The 22,584-nt window shown below is 28.4% G+C and carries 21 protein-coding genes and 1 other annotated feature; of the genes, 19 read left to right on the forward strand and 2 right to left on the reverse strand.

The genetic code is table 11. From position 1 onward, the window contains the following. Positions 1–6: 6 nt before the first annotated feature. The gene (gene pssA, locus JOC62_RS08560; RefSeq protein WP_204594849.1) at positions 7–543 is read right to left on the reverse strand and encodes a CDP-diacylglycerol--serine O-phosphatidyltransferase; all 537 of its coding nucleotides are present in this window, start codon (positions 541–543) and stop codon (positions 7–9) included. Positions 544–752: 209 nt separating this feature from the next. Between pssA and JOC62_RS08565 the strand changes: the two genes are divergently transcribed. The 8 genes from JOC62_RS08565 to nth all read left to right on the forward strand — a co-directional run bounded on the left by JOC62_RS08565 (position 753) and on the right by nth (position 8,791). Beyond that, the gene (locus tag JOC62_RS08565; RefSeq protein ID WP_204594850.1) at positions 753–1,634 is read left to right on the forward strand and encodes a YegS/Rv2252/BmrU family lipid kinase; all 882 of its coding nucleotides are present in this window, start codon (positions 753–755) and stop codon (positions 1,632–1,634) included. A 59-nt stretch (positions 1,635–1,693) separates the two neighbouring features. Next, a complete protein-coding gene (locus JOC62_RS08570) occupies positions 1,694–2,332 on the forward strand; it encodes a hypothetical protein (RefSeq protein WP_204594851.1) in 639 nt (212 codons plus the stop codon). Between the two features lie 410 nt (positions 2,333–2,742). Further along, on the forward strand, positions 2,743–4,011 hold the full coding sequence (locus JOC62_RS08575) for a magnesium transporter (RefSeq protein ID WP_204594852.1): 1,269 nt from the start codon (positions 2,743–2,745) through the stop codon (positions 4,009–4,011). A gap of 204 nt (positions 4,012–4,215) precedes the next feature. Then, positions 4,216–4,460, forward strand: a binding site (T-box leader). Positions 4,461–4,637: 177 nt separating this feature from the next. Next, on the forward strand, positions 4,638–5,543 hold the full coding sequence (gene cysK / locus JOC62_RS08580; protein WP_204594853.1) for a cysteine synthase A: 906 nt from the start codon (positions 4,638–4,640) through the stop codon (positions 5,541–5,543). Positions 5,544–5,613: 70 nt separating this feature from the next. Beyond that, positions 5,614–6,198 carry a serine O-acetyltransferase EpsC gene (epsC, locus tag JOC62_RS08585; RefSeq protein ID WP_204594854.1) on the forward strand — a complete coding sequence of 195 codons (585 nt, stop codon included), beginning with the start codon at positions 5,614–5,616 and terminating at the stop codon, positions 6,196–6,198. 43 nt (positions 6,199–6,241) lie between these two features. Then, on the forward strand, positions 6,242–7,222 hold the full coding sequence (gene queG / locus JOC62_RS08590; protein ID WP_204594855.1) for a tRNA epoxyqueuosine(34) reductase QueG: 981 nt from the start codon (positions 6,242–6,244) through the stop codon (positions 7,220–7,222). A gap of 57 nt (positions 7,223–7,279) precedes the next feature. Beyond that, the gene (locus JOC62_RS08595) at positions 7,280–7,984 is read left to right on the forward strand and encodes a lysophospholipid acyltransferase family protein (protein WP_204594856.1); all 705 of its coding nucleotides are present in this window, start codon (positions 7,280–7,282) and stop codon (positions 7,982–7,984) included. Positions 7,985–8,155: 171 nt separating this feature from the next. After that, positions 8,156–8,791, forward strand: a complete 636-nt coding sequence (gene nth / locus JOC62_RS08600; RefSeq protein ID WP_204594857.1) for an endonuclease III — start codon at positions 8,156–8,158, stop codon at positions 8,789–8,791. Between the two features lie 169 nt (positions 8,792–8,960). Here the strand turns inward: nth and JOC62_RS08605 are convergent, their stop codons facing one another. Next, a complete protein-coding gene (locus JOC62_RS08605) occupies positions 8,961–9,833 on the reverse strand; it encodes a DMT family transporter (protein WP_204594858.1) in 873 nt (290 codons plus the stop codon). Between the two features lie 255 nt (positions 9,834–10,088). On the opposite strand from JOC62_RS08605, the gene JOC62_RS08610 reads away from it, so the two are divergent. The 11 genes from JOC62_RS08610 to rpoN all read left to right on the forward strand — a co-directional run bounded on the left by JOC62_RS08610 (position 10,089) and on the right by rpoN (position 22,525). Then, positions 10,089–11,000: a D-alanine--D-alanine ligase gene (locus JOC62_RS08610; protein WP_204594859.1), complete on the forward strand. Its 912-nt coding sequence runs from the start codon at positions 10,089–10,091 to the stop codon at positions 10,998–11,000. Between the two features lie 228 nt (positions 11,001–11,228). After that, positions 11,229–11,930 (forward strand): response regulator transcription factor, encoded by a 702-nt coding sequence (locus tag JOC62_RS08615; RefSeq protein WP_204594860.1) that lies wholly within the window; start codon positions 11,229–11,231, stop codon positions 11,928–11,930. Further along, entirely contained in the window at positions 11,920–13,479 is a 1,560-nt protein-coding gene (locus tag JOC62_RS08620; RefSeq protein WP_204594861.1) for a sensor histidine kinase, read from the forward strand. Before JOC62_RS08615 ends, JOC62_RS08620 begins: the two co-directional genes overlap by 11 nt. Before the next feature lie 207 nt (positions 13,480–13,686). After that, complete coding sequence (locus JOC62_RS08625) at positions 13,687–14,634, forward strand: glycoside hydrolase family 25 protein (protein WP_204594862.1); 948 nt, start codon at positions 13,687–13,689, stop codon at positions 14,632–14,634. Positions 14,635–14,859: 225 nt separating this feature from the next. After that, on the forward strand, positions 14,860–16,266 hold the full coding sequence (locus JOC62_RS08630) for a VanW family protein (RefSeq protein ID WP_204594863.1): 1,407 nt from the start codon (positions 14,860–14,862) through the stop codon (positions 16,264–16,266). A gap of 157 nt (positions 16,267–16,423) precedes the next feature. Then, the gene (locus tag JOC62_RS08635; RefSeq protein ID WP_204594864.1) at positions 16,424–17,263 is read left to right on the forward strand and encodes a Cof-type HAD-IIB family hydrolase; all 840 of its coding nucleotides are present in this window, start codon (positions 16,424–16,426) and stop codon (positions 17,261–17,263) included. Positions 17,264–17,312: 49 nt separating this feature from the next. Further along, entirely contained in the window at positions 17,313–18,326 is a 1,014-nt protein-coding gene (gene splB, locus JOC62_RS08640; protein ID WP_204594865.1) for a spore photoproduct lyase, read from the forward strand. A gap of 184 nt (positions 18,327–18,510) precedes the next feature. After that, positions 18,511–18,972, forward strand: a complete 462-nt coding sequence (locus JOC62_RS08645) for a tRNA (cytidine(34)-2'-O)-methyltransferase (RefSeq protein WP_204594866.1) — start codon at positions 18,511–18,513, stop codon at positions 18,970–18,972. Positions 18,973–18,990: 18 nt separating this feature from the next. Next, positions 18,991–19,836, forward strand: coding sequence for a DegV family protein (locus tag JOC62_RS08650; protein WP_204594867.1), 846 nt, complete (start codon positions 18,991–18,993; stop codon positions 19,834–19,836). Positions 19,837–19,957: 121 nt separating this feature from the next. Next, complete coding sequence (locus tag JOC62_RS08655) at positions 19,958–21,019, forward strand: BMP family lipoprotein (RefSeq protein ID WP_204594868.1); 1,062 nt, start codon at positions 19,958–19,960, stop codon at positions 21,017–21,019. 126 nt (positions 21,020–21,145) lie between these two features. Further along, positions 21,146–22,525, forward strand: coding sequence for an RNA polymerase factor sigma-54 (gene rpoN / locus JOC62_RS08660; protein ID WP_204594869.1), 1,380 nt, complete (start codon positions 21,146–21,148; stop codon positions 22,523–22,525). Positions 22,526–22,584 lie beyond the last annotated feature (59 nt).

Raw genomic sequence — 22,584 nt, forward strand, 5'->3', positions numbered from 1 at the left:
AATACATTATAATTTCTTTAATTTTAAATTGCTTACCATTAGGTAAGATCCTAGAATCATTAATATTACTGGTATTATTACATTTACATTTTCAACTTTAATATAAAATACTATAATTGCAAAGAATGCTATAAAGCAACCGGCGATTGTGATTGGTATTCCTCTGAATATACCATCAAATTCAGTAGCATTATATCTTGCTAATCTATATGCACCACAAATTGGGAACACTAGAAGTATTATGTAACCTAAAATTCCAAATGGACCAAAGTCCTTTAAATTGAATAATGCAAAGATTAGTAGTGAAGGCGCAACTCCAAATGACACAAGGTCAGCTAAGGAATCTAATTCCTTTCCAAGATCACTTGATACTTGTAAATATCTAGCGATTCTTCCATCATATCTGTCTACAAATCCAGCAAATAATATTAATAAAGCAGCTTGAACATACTTACCCTGTTCGTCAAATGTTGATAAAATTGATAATACCCCACATGATAAATTAATAAAGGTAAATATATTAGGAATACAACTTTTTCTCATATAACCACTCCTAAAAATCATAAATAACTTACAGTAAGTAATTATAGCATACAAATTAGGATAATATAAAGGCTTAAATAAGATTTAAGAAAAAATTTAGGTACTATTAAGGAATAAACTATATAGTATTTAGTGTTATATTAAGCAGTAGACAACATATGAAACCAAATGTATAATATAAGTTAGTTCTATCATAAGGAGGAATAATAATGCGAAAGGTACGCTTCATTTATAATCCGTATTCGGGGGAGAATTCAATATTAAGTGAGCTAGATAATGTTATAAAAATTCATCAAAACTATGGATATCAAATAGTTCCATATAGAATAGAACGTGGTAGAGATATAATTGAAGCTTTAGATTATATTGATAAAAGTTATGCATATATACTTATAGCTGGAGGCGATGGTACTGTAGATTCAGTTTTAAACGCTATGATGAAAAAGGGAGTAAAGCTTCCAATAGCAATATTACCAGTCGGAACAGCAAATGACTTTGGAAAATTTATAGAAATGCCTCATAACATAACTGAAGCTTGCAAAAGAATAGTTAAATCAAAACCACAACCAGTAGACATAGGTAAAATAAATGATAAATATTTTATAAATGTTGCAAGTACGGGACTTTTTACAGATATATCACAAAAAACAGATGTACATCTTAAAAATGCTATTGGAAAACTAGCTTATTATATTAAAGGATTAGAGGAATTACCTAATTTTAGAAAACTTGATGTTAAGATAAGATCAAAAGAATATAATTATGATGGGCAAATGTATCTATTATTATTATTTAACGGAAAAACAGCAGGGAATTTAAATTTAGCAACAAGAGCAGATATACAAGATGGAATGCTTGATTTAATATTATTTAAAGCAGTTCAAGTAATTGAACTTTTACCGCTTTTCTTAAAAGTTTTAAGAGGGGACCATTTAGATTCAGAAAAAGTTGTTTACTTTAAGACAAATGATGTTTTAATTGAATGTGATGAAGATATAGTCACAGATATAGATGGAGAAAAAGGACCTGAGTTTCCACTTAGAGTTCAGTGTATAAAAGGTGGAATAGAAGTTTTAGGGTTAAAGGAATAAAGAAGAGTTTAATTTAATAAGTATAAATAACAGAAATATGGTTTTAGGAGTGAGTTTTTATGAACTTTATATACTATATGAGTTTGTTATTTATACTTTTTTTTATACTATTTTTAATAGATAAGGATAGAAGTAAGGCTCCGAAGAAAATAAGAATTTTTCTTGGAGTATCTCTTGCAGTACTTTTTATTAGGAACATGTCATTGCTATTAATGTGTGTAATAAAAAACGTAGAGATAATTTATTTACTTAAAAATTTAATATATTTAGATTACTTAATAATACCTATAATTATTTTAACTTTATATTATATTAATTTTAGATTTGATAATATAAATTTTAATATAAATTATATTGCAAGTGCAGCTTTATGTTTAGTATATGTAGTGTTTATATGCAATATAGATGGAAGTATAACACTTAGTGCTTCTTTTGGATATTTTATAATACTAAGTTATGGTAATATAATAAAAGGCGTAGTGCTTGCTATAATTGGAGTACTTCTTTTAGTTGGAGCGTTATTAATAGATAAGCCAAACAGTAATAAGAGAGGAATATTTATAATAATAGGAGTTTTAATATCTATGGTTATTGAACATGTATCAATTATATTAGGAATATGGGTATTCCCATATTGTATAATAAGTGAAATGTTATTACTTTTAGCAGTAAATAATTCTCTAAATAGTTTTAAGTAAAAGAAAATAATAAAAAACTCTCATAAAATTTGTGGGAGTTTTTATTATTAATTTGTAAGAGTTTTATTAAAATCATTAATTTGCAAGATAAATGTCAGATTACTTATGAAAAAATGTTGCCTTTTGAGAGGAATATAATATAATGGAATTATAAAGATTTTTTATTATATAAAACTAATGGTGGTTTTGTTGTATACAAAGCCTTTTTTATTGTATAGGAAATTACAAATTTTAGAAATAGGGATGGTGTTTATAAATGGAGGGTGGACCTCAGTTAGGTGAGAAACCAAAACTCAATAACATGTCTTAGAGTAAACCTCTATTTAATTATTAATAATTGATTTTTTATAACTGTCAATAATTATTAGGATTCATTTAAGGTTCTCTAAGGCAATTAGGAGGAGCATAGTATGAAGCAGTTGACAGTTTTTTTATACACAAATATATTAGGAAATAAGATATATGATGAATTTGATGATAACCTTGGTACATTAAAAGATGTTTATGTGACTACAGAAGAGGGGTATCCAAGAGTTATTGGTTATAAAGTTAGAAGAGATGGCTCTATATATCATTATGAATTTAGAGATATAAATTTTTATGATGATGACGGAAAAGTAGTCATTAAGACAAGAGGAAGCAAAGAAATTCTTCCAAGGACGTATAGTTACCTGTTATCTAGGCATCTTTTAGATAAAAAGATAGTTGATATAAATGGTAAACAAGTTGTTAGAGTTGATGATTTAAGAATTGCAAAAATTGCAGGAGAGTATAGAGTAGTTGCAGTAGAGACTGGTCCTCTTGCAAAATATAGAAGAATGGGAATCGGATGGGCTGTTAAGTTTATTTATAAAATAATAGGTAAAAGCTATGATGATACAGTTTTAATGTGGGATGATGTTGAATCATTAGAAATGAGAAATAATAATTTAAAGCTACAAGTTCCATATCAAAAGTTATCTAAGCTTCACCCAGCAGATCTTGCAGATATTTTAGAAGAGCTTGATAGTAAATCAAGAAAACAAGTATTTGAATCATTAGATGAAGATTTAGCAGCAGATACTTTAGAAGAATTAGATCAAGAATATAAGGGTACTATTATTAAAGAGTTATCAGAAAGTAAGGCAGCAGAACTTTTGGAAAATATGCCAAGCGATGAGATTGCTGACCTTTTAGATGAACTTGATGAAGAAGAAAGAGAAAAGATACTAGTAAATCTTGAAAAAGAAGATGCTGACGAAGTAAAAGAGCTTCTAGAATATGAAGATGAAACAGTTGGTAGTATAATGGCGAAGGACTTTATTTCTCTTAATCTAGATATTACTGTTAAAGAGACAGTTGATATATTAAAAGAGATGGAACCTGATGAAGAAGTTATGTACTATATTTATATAACTGATAATGAGGATAGAATTCAAGGTATGATATCTTTAAGAGACTTAATATTAAGTCCTGGGGAAAATAAATTAAGAGATATAATGGATACTAATTTCAATGTTTTAAAGCATGAAGATGATGTTGATGAAGCAATAGAACTTGCAAATAAATATGATCTTTTATCAGTTCCAGTAGTTGATGAGGATGAGAAGCTAGTTGGTATTGTTATAATTCATGATATTATAGATGAGTATTTATACCCATTATGGAAGAAGAAAAATAGAAAATTAAAAGAAAAATAGGAATAATTTATTTATATATACAAGTGATTGGGAGCAGATTCTCAATCACTTTTTTATATGTTTGCAATATAATAGAGAATGTGTTTATATGAAAATATAATTTTACAGAATTATTTAAATACTTTATAATAATTAAAAAAAGTGTTGACAATAATAGAAGAAAGCATATAATAATAAATATAAACCATACAATATTACTCTGAATTAAAAACTATGAAAAAGGAAAGTAGTATAGAGGAAGATTACAGAGAGAAAAGATAGCTGAGAACTTTTCATCTAGAATTTATATGAAGTGCCCTTTGGAGTTGAAGTCCCAAAATTATAGTAAGACTATCCGGGCTCACCCGTTACAGTGATAAAGTATATTTTTGTACTTGATTTTAAGAGGGATTAATTTATTAAAATTAATTCAATTAGAGTGGAACCGCGAATATTACTTCGTCTCTATAGTTTTAGAGAAGGAGTTTTTTTTATACCCAAAAAAGGTATAACAATTGATAATTAACAAAATATAAAATAGTTAATAGTTTAAAACTCTTGATAGTTTGTAAATTATCAATTGATATTAGTAATAAATTTATTTCAGAGAGAAAATAGAATTCAAATGGTAAAACGGAGGTATTAATATGATTTACAAAAGTAGCTTAGAAATGATTGGGAACACACCAATACTTAAGATGAAAAACTTAGATGGAAATAGTGCAGAGGTATATGTTAAACTTGAAAAGTTTAATGTTGGTGGTAGTGTAAAAGATAGAGCAGCACTTGGAATGATTGAAAAAGCTGAAAGTTTAGGATTATTAAAAGAAGGTTCTGTTATAGTTGAGCCAACAAGTGGTAATACAGGTATTGCACTTGCTATGATTGGAAGACTAAAAGGATATAAAGTAATAATAGTTATGCCAGATACTATGAGTAAAGAAAGAAGAGCTTTAATACAAGCATATGGAGCGGAACTTATATTAACTGAAGGTACTAAGGGAATGAAAGGTGCAATTGAAAAAGCAACAGAACTTTCAAAAGAAGATGGGTATTTTATGCCACAACAATTTGAAAATGTAGCAAACCCAGAAAAGCATTATGAAACTACAGCTGAAGAAATAGCAAAAGATATTCCAGATTTAGATATATTTGTTGCAAGTGTTGGAACAGGTGGAACAGTTACAGGTATATCTAAAAAGTTAAAGGAAAAAATAAAAGGTCTTAAAACAGTTGCAGTAGAACCTTCAAATTCACAAGTGTTAAGTGGAGGAAAACCTGGACCTCATAAAATACAGGGTATTGGAGCAGGATTTGTTCCATCAATATACAAATCAGAATATGTTGATGAAATAAAGGCTGTAACTGATGAAGAAGCTTTTAAAGCTGCAAAAGATTTTGCAACAAATGAAGGAGTATTAGTTGGTATTTCAGCTGGAAGTGCAATATTTGTAGCAATGCAAATTGCAAAGGAAATTGGAGCTGGTAAAAAGGTTCTTGCAATTGCACCAGATGGTGGAGAAAAATATATTTCAATGGGATTATATGAATAAAAGAATAGACTATAAAGACTTTAGAAGCCAATATAAAAAGTAACGTCTTAAATTTAAAGGAGGAAACTCTGTGTTTAAAAGTTTAAAATATGATTTAAATAGAATACTAAAAGAAGATCCAGCAGCTAGAAGCAAAATAGAAGTATTTTTCTTATATCCATGTATTCATGCTCTAATAGTATATAGGTTAGCTCATAAACTATATGCACATAAATGGTTTTTCTTAGCAAGATTAATATCTCAAGTAAATAGATTTTTTACAGGAATAGAGATACATCCAGGAGCAAAGATTGGAAGAGGGCTGTTTATTGACCATGGCATGGGGGTCGTTATTGGAGAAACTGCTGAAGTTGGAAATGATGTTACAATATATCATGGTGTAACTTTAGGTGGAACTGGAAAAGATAAAGGAAAGAGACATCCGACTATTGGAAATAATGTTATAATAGGAGCAGGAGCTAAGGTTTTAGGTCCAATTACAATTGAAGATAATGTAAAGATTGGAGCAAATTCTGTTGTATTAAAAGATGTTCTGATTAATTCAACAGCTGTAGGAATTCCTGCTAAAGTGCTAAAAAAAACAGAAGCAAGAATTATAGAGATAAGAGATATTAAGGGTGATTATATACAAATATATAATGATATGGTTATTTAATTAATTTAATTTGTATGAGAGAAATATTAGAAAGAGTGCGAAGATGGAACTTAGAAAAGAAATTTTAGAATTTTGTAAAAGCTTAAATTTAGATTTAGTTGGCTTTATAAAGTGCAGAGAGTTTGAAGAACTTAGAGATTTTTATAATAATAGAAAAGAACTTTTATTAGAAAATGAATTTGAAGAAAAAGATATAGATAAAAGAATAAAACCAAATATGTATATGAAAGAGGGAAAGACTATAATTTCTATAGCTTTCCCTTATGCTACGACTGAGAGTTTTTTTGATAATGGATTTTCAGTTTATACAAAAGGGATGGATTACCATAGAGTGGTTCACAATTATCTAGAAAAGATATGTAAATTTATTGAAGAACATGGGGGAGAGGCTAAAGCTTTTGTAGATAGTAATTCACTTCCAGAACGATATATTGCAAGTTTAGCTGGTATTGGATTTGTAGGAAAAAATAATATGATTATAACTAAAAAATATGGATCATATGTTTTTTTAGGTGAGATTATAACTGATTTAGAAATATATGAAGATGACAAAACCACATTTAATGAATCAAGAGAATATAAAGAGTGTGGTGAATGTAGCAATTGTTTTAAAGAATGTCCTACAAAATCTATAAATAATTTTAGAAGAAACCCAAATATATGTATTTCATATTTAACTCAAAAGAAAGATTTAAATGATAAAGAAATTAATTTATTAAATGGAAGAATTTTTGGTTGTGATAGTTGTCAGATGAAATGTCCTTACAATGAAAATGTTGAGTATACTAAACTAAATGAATTTAAAGTAAATGAGTTCATGAAAAAGGATGAGGAAGATTTTATAATAAATCTTAACAATTTAGCTTTTAAGGAAACTTATAAAAATACATCATGTGGGTGGAGAGGTAAGAATACCTTAATAAGAAACGCTATAATAAGAAAGAAAAAATATAAGAGACAAGAAATAAAAGATGTAAAAACTGAATCACCATATATAAAAGGCTATATGGATAGACTTTTATAAGTATCTAGAATATAATATATTGTAGACTAATATTTTAGGAAGTGGGTGAAATATCTTATGTTATCACCATTTATGGCGAAAATTATGGAAATATTACCTGAGAGTGTAGTAGTATTTGCTGGCAAAAAGATAACAGATAGATACATAAAGAATCATGCAAATATTCACATTGAAGGGTATGAAAAATTAAGGAATATTCAAGGACCTATAGTGTTTATATGCAATCATTTAAGTAATTCAGATGGATTAGTTTTAAATAAAATATTAAAGAAAGACTTTGATCCATATTTTGTAGCTGGAGTAAAACTATCAGATGATCCTGTAACGAATATAGGAATGAAGATGGTTAAAAATATACCAATAAGACCAAATACTGCAGATAAAGAAGCTATGACTAGAATGGTTAAGGCAGTAAGAGGTGGGGAAAGCCTTCTAATATTCCCAGAAGGAACAAGAAGTAGAACTGGTGCTATGATAGAAGGGAAGAAGGGGGTATTACTTCTTGCTAAGATTAAGAATGCAACAGTTATTCCAATAGGAATGAGTGGAACAGATAAATTACTTCCAATATGTCCAGAAGGAGATATGGGAGGAGAGAAGTGGCAAGATGCTGATGTAACTATAAAGTTTGGTGATCCGGTAATTCTTCCAAAGAAAGAAAAAGATGAGACTAAGCATGAACATGATGATAGATGTATGGAAACTCTAATGAAATCTATAGCAAATCTTTTACCTGAGAGTTATAGAGGAGTATATAAATAGAATAGTAACATAATAATATACTTAGTTAAATTTTATTTAATATATTATTATGTAAAATGAGAATTTAAATTAAAACTCGCTCTTTAAGGAGCGAGTTTCTTTACAATATAACTTAAAAGAATTAGTTTAAGTTAAATAAATTTTAAAAAAAGATAGACTAGAGGTGTAAAAATGAAAAAGAGAACTAAAGAGATACTAGAAATACTTAAAGAAACATACCCAGATGCTCATTGTGAGTTAAATCATGAGTCAGCATTTCAACTTTTAGTTGCAACTATTTTATCAGCACAAACAACTGATAAAAAGGTTAATGAAGTTACAGAAACATTATTCAGAGATTATCCAGATTTAGATGCATTTTTAACTTTAACTAATGAGGAATTAGAGAAGAGAATAAAGCAAATAGGATTATATAGAAATAAAGCAAAGAATATAGTACTTATGTGTAGGCAACTTAAAGAAAACTTTAATGGAGAAGTTCCAAACACTATGGAAGGTATAACTTCCCTTGCAGGTGCTGGAAGAAAGACAGCAAATGTAGTACTATCCAATGCCTTTGGAGTGCCATCAATTGCAGTTGATACTCATGTATTTAGAGTTTCAAATAGATTAGGTCTTGCAAAATCAGATAATGTATTAGAAGTTGAAAAGCAACTTCAAAAAGAATTACCTAAAAAAGAATGGTCACTTGCTCATCATCTTTTAATATTTCATGGAAGAAGATGTTGTACATCTCAAAGACCTAAGTGTTTTGAGTGTCCATTAAATCATATATGTAAATGGGAAGACAAGAAGAAGTATATGTAATATATATTTTGAAAATTAAATTATAATATAAATTTTCAATTATATATTAATATTATAATTAAAAGGCTTTTAGATTTTAAATCTAAGAGCCTTTTAATTATTAGAACATATGAAAATAACTAGTGATTCTGAAGATATTTTCTTCTAAAATATAGTTTATATATTACAATTAGTTAGTAACTTTTTGCTTATTAGCCATCTTATTGTTGTACATAAACATTCCGATAGAGGCTATTATTACGATAGCATAACCAATAAAGCTAAACGCTGTTGGTAATTGATCGAAAAGTGTAAAACCAATTAGCGCAGTAAATACTATTTGCGTATATGAGTATATTGATATTTCTCTAGCTGGTGCATGTTTATATGCAGCTGTAAGCGCAAATTGTGCAATTGATGCTGCAACACCTGCCATTAATAAGTAGAATAACTGAATCATAGTAAATGGCTTAAAATCTACTAATACAAATGGTAAAGTTGAAACTATTGAGAAGAATGAGAAGAAGAATACTATAGTAGGTCCTTTTTCACGTCCTCCTAAAAATCTAACAAATGTATAAGCACCGCCCGCAAATATTGCAGATGAAAGACCAATTAAGGCAGGGATTATTTCTAAACTAAATGTCGGTCTTATTATAAATAAACTTCCTGCAAATGCTATAAGCAATATTATAATTTGATTCTTTGTAATTTTTTCTCTTAAGAATAGACTAGAGAATATAATTGTAAAGAATGGTGAAAGCTGATTTAGCATATTAGCATCAGCTAGTATTAGATGTTCAATTGCATAAAAATTAGCTATAACTCCTATAGTACCAAGTAAGGCTCTACCTATTAAATACTTTCTATTTTCCTTTTTACCAAATAAAGAATCGCCACTTTTTTTGACTAAATAAAATGCGACTATACAACTTACTACATTTCTAAATAAGCTCTTTTCTATTGATGGTAAGTCACCTGAAAGTTTAACAAAAGTACTCATTACTGCAAAGGCAATAGCTGAAACTATCATTAATATAATTGCTTTATTTTTTTCTTTCATGTCTTAAAATGTCTCCTTATATAATTTTATATGATTACATTATAACATTATCTATGTAAATGCAAAGCAAGAATAAAAGTTCTATATTTTAAATTAAGAGAACCACTAGAAGTAAAAAAATGATTATTAGTGGTTCTTCATTTTGATATAGTCTTTATTATAATAGTAATATAGGTTAAAATAATATAGTTATTAAAATAATGTATTTATAAATAGAGAACTTTAAGTATGATAGTATATTTTTGGAGGTACAGTATGAAAATTGGAGTAATAATGGGGGGTATCTCATCAGAAAGAGAGATATCTTTAAAAAGTGGGGAATCAATTTTAGAGAATATAGATACTAAAAAGTATGATGTAGTTAAAATTGTAATAGATAAAAAAGATGATATAGTAAATAAGGTAAGAGATGAAAAAATAGATTTTGCATTACTAGCACTTCATGGACAATTTGGAGAAGATGGAACTGTTCAATCAGTATTACAATCTTTAGAGATACCATATTCAGGTTGTGGACCATTAAGTAGTGCAGCATGTATGGATAAGGATATGTCAAAGAATCTTTTAAAAGCATCTGGAATAAGAACAGCACCATGGATAAACTTAAGAGATGTTTCAGAGCTTAACTTTGACGATATTGAAAAATTAGGCTATCCAGTGGTTATTAAACCGACTCATGGTGGATCAAGTGTTGCAACATTTATTATTAAAGATAGATCTGAAGTTCTAAATGCAGTAGAAGAAGGATTTAAATGGGATAACGAAGTAATGATTGAGAAGTTTATTAAAGGAGAAGAGATAACTTGCCCAATCTTAGGGAATGAAATGTATCCTATAGTAGCTATTAAGCCAAATGCAGAATTCTTTGATTATGCAGCAAAATATAACGATGGTGGATCAGATGAATTTGTAATTGAACTTGAAAGAGATCTTCATGAAGAAGTAGAAGAAATGGCACTTGCAACATATAGAGCATTAAAGTGTTCTGTATATGCTAGAGTTGATATGATAGTTACAGAGGATAAAGTACCATATATATTAGAAGTAAATACTCTTCCAGGAATGACTAAAAATAGTTTATTCCCAAAGAGCGCTGCTGGAAAGAATATGACATACAGTGAGTTATTAGATAAAATAATAGAAGAATCATTAAAAGAAAAGAGATAATTATATTAAATAAGCTATGCCTAAAAGGTTTAGCTTATTTTTGTTTAATAAGTAGTATTGCATGTACCATATTACATAAGTATACTAAAAGAGAATTTAAGATATGATTTGTAAAATATGTATCTTAAGAATATATTAAGAATTTGTGAGATAATTATTTAAGAAGTAAAATTTATAATTTACTTATGATAAAGATAGTATCCACAAATATAAGGAAGGGGTATTAAATTGAGTAAAGAAAAGATTTTAATTGTAGATGATGAAAAGGAAATAAGAGATTTAGTTGAAATATATTTAAAAGGTGAAGGATATGAAACTTTAAAAGCTGCAGATGGAGAAGAAGCTTTATATTTATTAAGAGGAAATGAAGTTGATTTAGTTATATTGGATGTAATGATGCCAAAATTAAATGGTATAGAAACTTGCCTAAAGATAAGAGAGGAAAGCGAATTACCAATAATAATGCTTTCAGCAAAATCAGAGGATATAGATAAGATATTAGGACTTAATATGGGAGCTGATGATTATTTAAGTAAGCCATTTAATACATTAGAACTTATAGCAAGAGTAAAATCACAGCTTAGAAGATACAAAAAGTTTAATAGTTATCAAAGCAAAGAAGAAAGTGATCTAACAATAATAATAGATGATTTAGTAATTAAATTAGATACACATGAAGTATTTCTAGGGGATAAGAGTATTAGATTCACTCCAACTGAATTTGATATATTAGTTTTACTTGCAAAGAATACAGGAAAAGTATTTTCAATGGTAAATATATATGAGAGTGTATGGAATCAAGAATATATGGAATCAGATAATACTGTTATGGTTCACATTAGAAAAATAAGAGAAAAGATAGAGGAGAATCCAAGAAGTCCAAGGTTTATAAAAACTGTTTGGGGGGTAGGATATAAAATTGAAAAATAAAAAAAATAAATCGGAGACACCTAAAGAAAAGTTTAGAGTCAGAATAGTCAATAAAATATCTACTCTCAGAATAACAAAAAAGGCTAAAGAATTAGTAGCATATATAGATAAGAAAATTAAAAAGAGTATTAGATTTGAACTTATGATTCTATTTGGAGTATGTTTTTTAGTAGCATTATTATCTTATGGAATCTTAAATGATATGTTTAGAGATGTTAAGACTAATGCGGAGATACGATATAACTATAGTAATATTGAATCAAATGCTGAAAATATAATGAATGAAATTGAATATAAAAAAGAAAATGAAGATAGTAATGGAAAACAGTATAATAAATTAAAGATTACAGATAGTAAGTTTTTCGAAGATATTTTAAATAATACTTCAAGAAATTCTGATAAAGTGTATATAACAGATATAGATGGAAAAGTAATATATAGAAATTCCAGTGCATCTGAAGAAAAACTTGATATATTTAATATATTAAAAAATGTATCAAGAAGTTATAAAAATGAACATGATGCAAGTGAGTATACAGTGCTATATCCGATTGATATTGAAAATGGAAAGTACTATTTAATTTATAGTGGAATACCTAATGCGAATATAGAGTATGTTCAGTATGAAGTTACTAATTCGTATCTTGCATTAATTCTTTCAATAATTATATTTGTTGTATTGTTTTTAATTGCAAGTAATAAAAAGACAAAATACTTAGATGAGATTGCAAGGGGAATTAAATATATTGCAGATGGAGATTTAAGTTATGAGATACCTGAAAGTGGAAATGATGAAATAGCTAATATTGCAATGAACGTAAATAATATGGCAAAAGATATAGATACAAGAATAAAAGCACAACAAAATTCAGAGCAAACGAAGGCGGATTTAATTACTAATGTCTCACATGATTTAAGAACACCTTTAACATCTATAATGGGATATATTGGTCTTGTTAAAGATAAAAAATATGGAGATGAAGAAACAAGAGATGAATACTTAAATATTGCCTATAATAAATCAGAAAAACTTAAAATTTTAATAGAAGATTTATTTGAATACACAAAGCTTAATAATAATGGAATGAAACTTGATAAAGCCGAGGTGAATCTTGTAGACTTTGTATCACAAGTATCGGAAGAGATGAAGCCTTATTTTGAAAGTTCGAATATAGAGCAGGTTAAAACATTAACTGATCAAAGGATTATTGTAAGCATTGATCCAGGAAAGATGGTTAGAGTAGTTGAGAACTTATTAACTAATGCAGTCAAGTATTCATATAAGCCTGGCGCAGTTATCATTGGAGTATATTCAAAGGATGGGTATGCAACAATAGCTGTAAAAAATAGAGGTGAAAATATTCCGCAAGCAAAACTTGATAAGCTATTTGATAGATTTTATAGATTAGATGAATCAAGAAGTACAGACTTAGGTGGTTCGGGTCTTGGCCTTGCTATATCTAAGAATATAGTAGAAATGCATGGTGGTAAAATTTGGGGAGAATGCTATGGAAATGATATAAGTTTTTATATAAGGTTAAAAATATAAAAAATATATTGCTTAAAAATAAAGAAAAGAATTACAAATGCTTAATATTATACTAACTATAAAACTTAAAATATGTTTATTACTATAATACTAAGAATCTATTATTTATAGCTTCTTAGTATTATTTATCTTTTTTGCTATTTAAGGAACATTATATCTTGAAAAATAATACTTTAATAAAGAATAAGTATTTTCTTTGGAGGAGTTATGCAAGATAGGAATGCTAGAAGCACTTTTGGTGTAGATTTAAATGAATATAGCATGGGAGTTAATTTTAGAACATTAGCAACTACAGTTGATTTTTTGTACTTAAGATCATCAGGTTCTGGTTCAGGGAGATTTAGAGAGGATAAAAGATTTCTAGAATTTGCAAGAGAAAGCAGAAGTTATGGTATACCAGTTGGGGCATATCACTATGCACTACCATCATATAATATTTTAACAGCTGATTCTCAATGTGACGATTTTATTGCCATACTTCAAAGGGGGTTTGGAAATAAAAATTATGGCGATTTATTCCCAGTACTAGATGTGGAAGCACCAATAGAACCTAAAATGGATACAGATGCTCTTTTAAATTGGGTAGACAGATTTAGAGATAGATTTGAAAAAAAGACTAGAAGAAGGCTTATGTTATATACTGGTTTATTCTTTATAGAGCTTTATGATAATTTTAGAAAGAGTGATGGAACTTATCCTTTAAGCAACATGCCATTATGGATAGCAATGTATAGAAATGTTCCAAGCAATCCACCAGTTCCGCCAAATATAGGAGGTTGGAAGAGATGGAGAATATGGCAGTATAGCGAAAATGAAACTGTAAATGGTGTTGGTAACCCAGTAGACGCAAACTGGGGCCCTGATAATTTAGATCTTCTAATGCAGCCAAGGCAAGTAAGAGGATTAACGGTTACACATGATAATAAATATATTTATGTAAGATGGAATAAGAATAGTGATATAGATTTATTAGGATACAATATATTCGTAGATAATTATTGGGTAGGAACAGTTGATAAAGATGATACTAGTTTTAGAATTCCTTTAAGTACAATTTATAAGCCATTCAATAGAGTATTAAATATATCTATAGAAGCTTTTGATTACGATGGAGAAACATCACAAGTTAGAAGTCACTATAAACTTAAAGTATAGATAATTCAAAGAAGTTTTTAAAGTTAAAATACCAATTTGTTATAAATTATAATAAAAATATAGAGCCTTTTAAGAAAACTTAAAAGACTCTATATTAATGTATTTATATAATATTATATAAATATATTATATTTTTAGTAATTATAATATATAATTATTTTATAACCAATTTATATATAAATTTAGAAATTATTACAAAAGGGAGGACGAAGGGTGAGGAGTCGAATGGAGAGGCGTGAGACGGGCCACAAGAAAGATGGGAGTGACCCAAATAAAAGAAAGCATATATTAATAGCAACTGTTGCAGTGGTTGCTATGATTGGTATAGGTACAGGTGCATATATTGCATCAATTAATAGTACAATAAATGAATGGAATAATAAAATTTATCCAAAAGTTATAGTTCAAGGTATAGATATTGGTGGAAAGAGCAAAGAAGAAGCTACTGAGGTACTTAAAAAGGAGTTTGCTAATAAAATAAATAATAAAGAAATTATTATAGATGTTAAGGATAAGGATAAAAAGTATGAAGCTAAATATTCAGAAATAGATTCTAAATATGATATTGATAAAACTGTGAGTGAAGCATTTGATTATGGAAAGGATTTAAGTATTTTTAAAAAGAATTCATTAATAAAAAACAAAGGTGGTACAAGCCATGATATTCAACTTAGTTTCAGTTATAGTGATAAGAAATTAGTTGAATTAGAAGATAAAGTAATAAAGAAACTTAGCATAGCACCACAAAATGCTAAAATTAATATAAGTAATTCAGGAAATATTTCAATATCACCAGGGAAAGTAGGGTATGGAATAAATAAAGAAGACCTTAACAAAGAGCTTAAAGCTAAAATAAATGGTAATGTTGATGAAGCAACAAAAGTAGAAGTAATTGATAAAGAAAATAAACCTAAGGTAACAGAAGCGGAATTATCTAAGATAAATGGTGTTATGGGCGAATTTACTACTTCATTCCAGTCATCAGATGCAAATAGAGCAACAAATATTGATGTATCAACTGAGTTTGTAGATGGAACACTTTTAATGCCAGGTGATGTATTTAGTTATAGTGATATTAGTCAAACTGATAAAAGTAGATATAAAGAAGGAAACGTTTATATAAATAATAAAGTAGAAAAAGATATTGGTGGTGGAATATGCCAAGTATCATCAACACTTTATAGAGCTGTAATGAGAGCAAATGTCAGATCAACAGAAAGACATAATCACTCATTAACAGTTGGATATTCAAAACCAAGTCTTGATGCAACTGTAGCATGGGGATATTTAGATTATAAATTTAAAAATCCATATGATTTCCCAATTTATATTCAAGGGATTACTCATAATAAAAATGTTACATTTAAAGTTTATGGAGACGTTAAAGGTTTAGGTGGAAAGACTTATGACATGACAAATGAAGTTATAAAGACTATAAGTCCAACAGAAGAAATTATAAAAGATCCAAGCTTGCCAAAGGGGACGAGGATTGTAGAATCATCTGGACAAACTGGATATGTTTCGAAGGGATATCAAGTTACTTATGAAAATGGTAAAGTTATAAATAAAGAATTAGTTTCAACAGATAATTATGCTATGGTGCCTAAGAAAGTTAGAGTTGGAACAAAATAAGGTTAAAAAAGTTAAATATAGTTTAATTAATTAAAAATATGTGGAAAAATTTGAATATTTCTCTTAGAATAATATATAAGAGAAATTATATAACAAAGCAAGTTATAATATTATAACTTGCTTTTTGTAGTATATAGTAGATGATGGAGATGAAAATATGAGTTATAAAATGGTATGTATAGATATGGATGGAACTTTGCTTGGAAAGAGAAAGTCTATTTCAGAAGAAAGCAAAAAAGTAATAAAAGAAGTTGCAAACAAAGGCGTTCAAGTGGTAATAACAACTGGAAGACTTTATAATAATGCGGCATACTATTCAGAACTTGTAGGGGCATCAGCAGCTGTTATAGCAGGTAATGGGGCAGTTGTTAGGGAAAAGAGAAGTAGTGACATTATTTTTAAAAGTAAAATTAATGAAAATACGTGTAAGAAGTTACTTAAAATAGCAGATAAATGTGGAGTTGTTTTACATTTACATACAATAGATAAAATTATAACTAATAGTTATATTAGTAATTTAATAACTAGGATAGTGATTCCTGGAATAAAGAACAAAGACTTTTCAATAGGTGTGGAAACTATAAAGGAAGAACAAAAGTGGAGTGAAGAATTAAATAAATATAAAGGTGAAATCACAAAATGTATAATGTTTTCTATTTTTCCAGAAAGAACAGAGATGTTTAGAAAAGAACTTGATAATATAGATGATATTGTATATTACAGCTCTGGGAATAGAAGTATAGAGATAAATGCACATGGGGTATCAAAAGGAAATGGAGTAAAGATTTTAGCAGAGCATTATGGAATTAAACGTGAAGAAATAATATGTATAGGTGATAATGAGAATGATATATCAATGATTAAGTATGCAGGTCTTGGAATAGCCATGGGAAATGCAATTGATAAGCTTAAGGAGAAGGCAAATTATATAACAGATACAAATGTAAATGATGGTGTGAGAAAAGCTCTTGAAAAATTTATATTAAATACAAGATAGACGTATAAATACTTTAAATTTAAGAAAATACTACTTTAGAGGTGATTTTATGTTTAAACCAGCTAAAGTTATTTTTGATGAAAAGTCATTAGAATATCCATTAGGAAAAAGATTGTTTTCTTATTTTAATGAGGAAGATACAGAAGTTATAGTAAATAAAGGTGGAAGGTTTATTGGTAAGAAGGCAGAAAGTCCTATACAAAGCTTTATTTCAGGTAAAAGCTCTTTGGTTGTAGGAGTTAGAAAAATAACAGAGTTTCAAAGTTGTAAGCCATCAGCTAATTATCAATTACCTCTCATCAGTGGGTGTAGTGGTATGTGCGAATACTGTTATTTAAACACCCAATTAGGTAAAAGACCCTATACGAAAATTTATGTAAATGTCGATGAAATATTAGAGAAGGCACTAAATTATATTAATGAAAGAAAACCTAAAACTACAACTTTTGAAGGTGCAGCTACATCAGATCCAATTCCTACAGAAGAATATACAGGAGCAATGAAAACTGCAATAGAATTTTTTGGATCAAATGAATATAGTTATTTTAGATTTGTAACAAAATTTTCAAATGTTGATTCATTGATAGGTGCAAAACATAATGGTAGAACAACTATAAGATTTAGTCTGAATACGGATAAAATAATAAGAGAATTTGAAAGAGGAACAGATCCATTTATAAAAAGAATTGAAGCTGCTAAAAAGTTATATAATGATGGATATAAAATAGGATTTATTATAGCTCCAGTATTCATATATGAAAATTGGATGGAGGAGTATGAAAATCTTATCAAAAAAATAGGTGAAGAGTTTAGAGATATAGATAAAAAGATTGAAATAGAAGTAATTTCTCATAGATATACAGAACGAGCTAAGAATAAAATCTTAAGTGTATATCCTGAATCAAAACTTCCGATGGATAAAGAAAATAGAACGCTTAAGTACGGTCAATTTGGATATACAAAGTATGTTTATGATAAAGAGGAATTAGAAAGGATGAAAATATTTTTTAAGGATAAAGCAAGTAAATATATTAAAAATTGTATAATAAAGTATATTATTTGATGATAAGTTTATTTGTTTTAAAATGTAAAAATAACAAATTAAGTATATAGAAATTCTTTGACTAAAAAGAAGTGATGTAGTATTATTTTTATTATAGTCTAAAATAGGATAGGGCTATAAAAGCGTAAGATGAATGTGAATTCATCTTCTTTTTTCTCGTATTCGATAATGGAAGGTGATTTTTTTGAATTTAAATATAGTTATGTATCAACCAGAGATACCACAAAATACAGGTAATATAGCAAGAACTTGTGTATTAACAGGAGCTAAGCTTCATTTAATAAAACCACTAGGTTTTGATATAAGCTCAAAGCAAGTAAAAAGAGCAGGTCTTGATTACTGGGATGAGTTAGAATTAGAAGTTCATGAAAGCTATGAAGATTTCATGAAAAAGTATGGAGATAATAAAATATATTTAGCAACAACCCATGGTGGAGAACATTATGATGAAATTGAATTTAAAGAAGGTGATTTCATTATGTTTGGAAGAGAGACATGCGGAGTTCCAGAAGATGTACACAATGCTCATGAAGGAATAAGAGTTCCAATGATTAAGACTAGCACGAGAAGTTTAAATCTTTCAAATACAGTTGCAATAATTGCTTATGAAGCATTAAGACAGTTTGGATTTCCTAATATGAAATAAAGCAAAGGGGAATGAGGAATGGAAAAAATTAAGATTATAACAGATAGCACCGTTGATTTACCGAAGGAGCTTTTAAGAGAATTAGATGTGGAAGTATTGCCAGTTCTTATAAATTTTGGTGAAGAAAGTTACTTAGATGGAATAGAAATAACTTTAGAGGAAGTATTCAAAAGAATAGATGAAGGTGATGTCTTCCCAACAACAGCTCAAATTACTCCAAATAGATTTGTAGAAGTGTATGAAAAATATATAAATCAAGGCTATAAAGTTTTAGCAGTTCTAATGTCATCAGGAATGAGTGGAACATATCAATCAGCATGTCTTGCAAAACAAATGCTAGAGACAGAAGATGTACAAGTTGTTGATTCTCAGACAATAACATCAGGACTTGGTCTACTTGTAATAAAAGCAGTTAAACTTAGAGATCAAGGCTTAAAAATTGAAGAGATAGCTAAAGAGTTAGAGGAAATTAAGCCTTATTTAAGTAGTTCTTTAAGTTTTGATTCATTAGATAACTTAGTTAAAGGTGGAAGACTTCCAAAGGCAGTAAGTGTTGTAACAGGAATGCTTGGAATTAAGTTAGTACTTGAAGTTAAAGATGGGGTTATTGCCTTAAAAGGTAAGGTAAGAGGTAGCAAAAAGGCTGTTAAAAGAATTATAAATGATATGGAAGAATTAGTTCCAAGAAAAGATTTACCAGTAGTTATAGCAAACGTAAATCATGATGAGGTATGTAGTGGATTGAAAGAATATCTAGAAGAACACGATATTGATTATATAGAAGGACCAGTTGGTTGTTCTGTAGGAATACACTCAGGTGATAAAGCTCTTGGTGTATTCTTTATAGGTGAGAAGAAATTATAATATTATATAAGAGATTACAATATATAAAAGAAGTATCAGATTTTGATACTTCTTTTATTTTGTATTAAAAAAAAGTAATTGGAAAAAATAAAATTGATAAATTTTATTGAGGTGAACTTATATGAATAAGCTAAAAAGAAATAAGGAAATTTCTATTTTATTGGTTTTATTAGTCTGTTTATACATATTAATGCTTACTGGTGGGTGTGTTGCAAAATTTGAAAAGTCTATATCAAGAAAGATACATATAGGACTTATGGCTCAAAGTTTTAAGGATGCATCTTTTGGAGAACTTGCAAAAAAAGGAATAGAAAGATCAAAAGAAGAAATGCAAATTATTCCAGAATATATTGAGACTAAAGATGATAAAGAAAAGATTGATGAAGGACTTAGAAAGCTCGCAGAAAAGAGCGACATGACAGTTGCTATGGGAGTTGAAATGAAGGCTGCTGTAGAAAAAGTTTCAAGAGAAAGAAGAGATAAAAGTTTTACTATTGTAGATGAAGACGTTGAAGAGCCAAATGTGAAATCAGTTTTATTTAGACATCAAGAAGGGTCCTTTTTAATGGGAGTGGTAGCTGGAGATGAAACAAAATCAAATAAAGTAGGCTTTATCGGAGGTATGAATAATGAAATAGGGCTACAATTCTATAGTGGATATGCAGCCGGTCTTAAGACAGTCAATGAAAAAGCGGCTATGGGAATTATAGATGGAAGTAATGTAAGATTTATTCAAAGTTTTGCAGATGAAAAGAAAGCTTATGAGAATGCAATAGAACTTTATGATGAAGGGTGTGATATTATATTCCAAGCATGTGGTAAAGCGGGTTTCGGAGTGTTTAAAGCAGCAAAAGAACGAGGTAAAAAAGTTATTGGAGTAGATACTGATCAAAGAGTTACTGTGCCTGAGTATAGTGATCAAATAATATCTTCTATGATTAAAAGTGTGGATAAAGCAATATTTAATCTATGCGAAAATGTAAAAAATGGAGAGTTTAAAAGTGGAATTCAAAATATTCAAGAACTAGGAATTAAAGAAGAAATGATAGATTATGCTCCATCAACTAGTGAGGCTGTATCAGGAAAGACTATGGAGGATTTAAAAAAATATAAAGAAAAAATAAAGACAGAAGAAATAAAAGTGCCAAAAATGATATTTGAAGTCATAGAGTTTAAAGCATGATATAATACTTGGGATGGTGGGGTAAAACCATTACACGCTTATTTATTACTAAAAATTTCTATGATATAATTAACTGTAAAAAGAATATGTGTATAAATAAACAGATAAGTGGAGATGGGTGATATTATGAAAATGGAGTATTCTATTAATCTAACTCAAGAACAGAAGTTAGTTATGACTCAAGAGATGCAAATGTCTATAAAAATGCTTCAAATGTCAGTAAATGACTTGCGTGAGTACATAGATAAAGAATATGAAGAAAATCCAATACTTGATATGAAAGATAATAATCAGGAAAAATCCTCTATTAGTGAGGATAAGGTAATGGATAAGTATGATTACAAAGAAATGGTAAAATATTTTGAATTTGATAACTATGGAGCGCAAAGTTATGGATCATATGATGAGGAGGAGGTATCTCCTTTTAATTTTATATCAGAAATGAAGTCGTTAAAGGAATATTTACATGAGCAATTAATGGAGTTATCAATAGATGAATATACCAAAGAAATTGGAGATTACATAGTAGAGAATTTAGATCATAGAGGTTATTTAGAATGTGACTTGAAGGATATTTGTGAGGAACTTAAAATTTCTTTAGATAAAGGTGAAGAGGTTTTGAAAATAGTACAAGATTTAGAACCTTATGGTATAGGGGCAAGAAATATAATAGAATGTTTACTTATACAATTAGATAAATTAGCTTTAGATGATGATATTATGGTCGAAATAGTAAAAAATCATTTAGAGGATATAGCAGAGAATAGATATGTAGTACTAGGCAAAAAATTAAATATATCACCAAGAGAGGCACAGAGATATGGAGACGTTATAAAAAAACTAGAACCAAAACCATCAAGGGGTTTTTATACTGGTGAAGAAGTTAAATTTATAATACCAGATGCAGCGATTAGAGAAATTGATGGGGAATTCATAATAATAATGAATGATAGTGTTATACCAAGATTATCCATAAATAAAACGTATAAGCAAGTTATTAATAATGATGATAATGCAAAGGCATCAGAATACGTTAAGGAGAAGCTTAATAAAGCATTATTTTTAATTAAAAGTATTGAACAAAGAAGAAGTACTTTATATAGAGTTTTAGAAAAAATAATTGAAAGACAAAGGGAATATTTTAAAAAGGGATACAATTACTTAAGACCTATGACTTTAAAAGAAATTGCAGAAGAGTTAGAAGTTCATGAGTCAACAGTAAGTAGAGCTATTAAAGATAAATACATAGCAACTGATAGAGGTACTGTAAAAATAAAAGATTTATTTAGGGTAGCTGTATCTTCAAGCAATGAAGATCTTGGAGTAATAAAAATAAAAAATACCATAAAAGAGATGATTGATTCAGAAGATAAGAAAAAACCACTTTCTGATCAATTTATATGTGATAGGTTAAAAGAAGATGGGATGAATATATCAAGGAGAACTGTGGCAAAATACAGAGAGGAACTTGGGATCAAATCTTCAAGTAAAAGAAAAAGATTATAATTGCAATGGATTACTGTAAATATAAGGTTTGAGAGTAGTTTCTAAACAAAAAATAGGTA

It is taken from the genome of Clostridium sardiniense, assembly GCF_016907995.1.
In the GTDB taxonomy this organism is placed as follows: domain Bacteria; phylum Bacillota; class Clostridia; order Clostridiales; family Clostridiaceae; genus Clostridium; species Clostridium sardiniense.

Bases quoted from the DNA above. Each gene is read 5' to 3' on its own strand.
- JOC62_RS08650 (WP_204594867.1), top strand. From the start codon at position 18,991: ATGGAAAAAATTAAGATTATAACAGATAGCACCGTTGATTTACCGAAG.
- JOC62_RS08610 (WP_204594859.1), top strand. From the start codon at position 10,089: ATGAAAATTGGAGTAATAATGGGGGGTATCTCATCAGAAAGAGAGATA.
- queG (WP_204594855.1), top strand. From the start codon at position 6,242: ATGGAACTTAGAAAAGAAATTTTAGAATTTTGTAAAAGCTTAAATTTA.
- JOC62_RS08655 (WP_204594868.1), top strand. From the start codon at position 19,958: ATGAATAAGCTAAAAAGAAATAAGGAAATTTCTATTTTATTGGTTTTA.
- rpoN (WP_204594869.1), top strand. From the start codon at position 21,146: ATGAAAATGGAGTATTCTATTAATCTAACTCAAGAACAGAAGTTAGTT.
- JOC62_RS08605 (WP_204594858.1), bottom strand. From the start codon at position 9,833: ATGAAAGAAAAAAATAAAGCAATTATATTAATGATAGTTTCAGCTATT.
- JOC62_RS08630 (WP_204594863.1), top strand. From the start codon at position 14,860: ATGGAGAGGCGTGAGACGGGCCACAAGAAAGATGGGAGTGACCCAAAT.
- JOC62_RS08565 (WP_204594850.1), top strand. From the start codon at position 753: ATGCGAAAGGTACGCTTCATTTATAATCCGTATTCGGGGGAGAATTCA.
- nth (WP_204594857.1), top strand. From the start codon at position 8,156: ATGAAAAAGAGAACTAAAGAGATACTAGAAATACTTAAAGAAACATAC.
- splB (WP_204594865.1), top strand. From the start codon at position 17,313: ATGTTTAAACCAGCTAAAGTTATTTTTGATGAAAAGTCATTAGAATAT.
- JOC62_RS08625 (WP_204594862.1), top strand. From the start codon at position 13,687: ATGCAAGATAGGAATGCTAGAAGCACTTTTGGTGTAGATTTAAATGAA.
- JOC62_RS08635 (WP_204594864.1), top strand. From the start codon at position 16,424: ATGAGTTATAAAATGGTATGTATAGATATGGATGGAACTTTGCTTGGA.
- cysK (WP_204594853.1), top strand. From the start codon at position 4,638: ATGATTTACAAAAGTAGCTTAGAAATGATTGGGAACACACCAATACTT.
- JOC62_RS08575 (WP_204594852.1), top strand. From the start codon at position 2,743: ATGAAGCAGTTGACAGTTTTTTTATACACAAATATATTAGGAAATAAG.
- JOC62_RS08595 (WP_204594856.1), top strand. From the start codon at position 7,280: ATGTTATCACCATTTATGGCGAAAATTATGGAAATATTACCTGAGAGT.
- JOC62_RS08570 (WP_204594851.1), top strand. From the start codon at position 1,694: ATGAACTTTATATACTATATGAGTTTGTTATTTATACTTTTTTTTATA.
- pssA (WP_204594849.1), bottom strand. From the start codon at position 543: ATGAGAAAAAGTTGTATTCCTAATATATTTACCTTTATTAATTTATCA.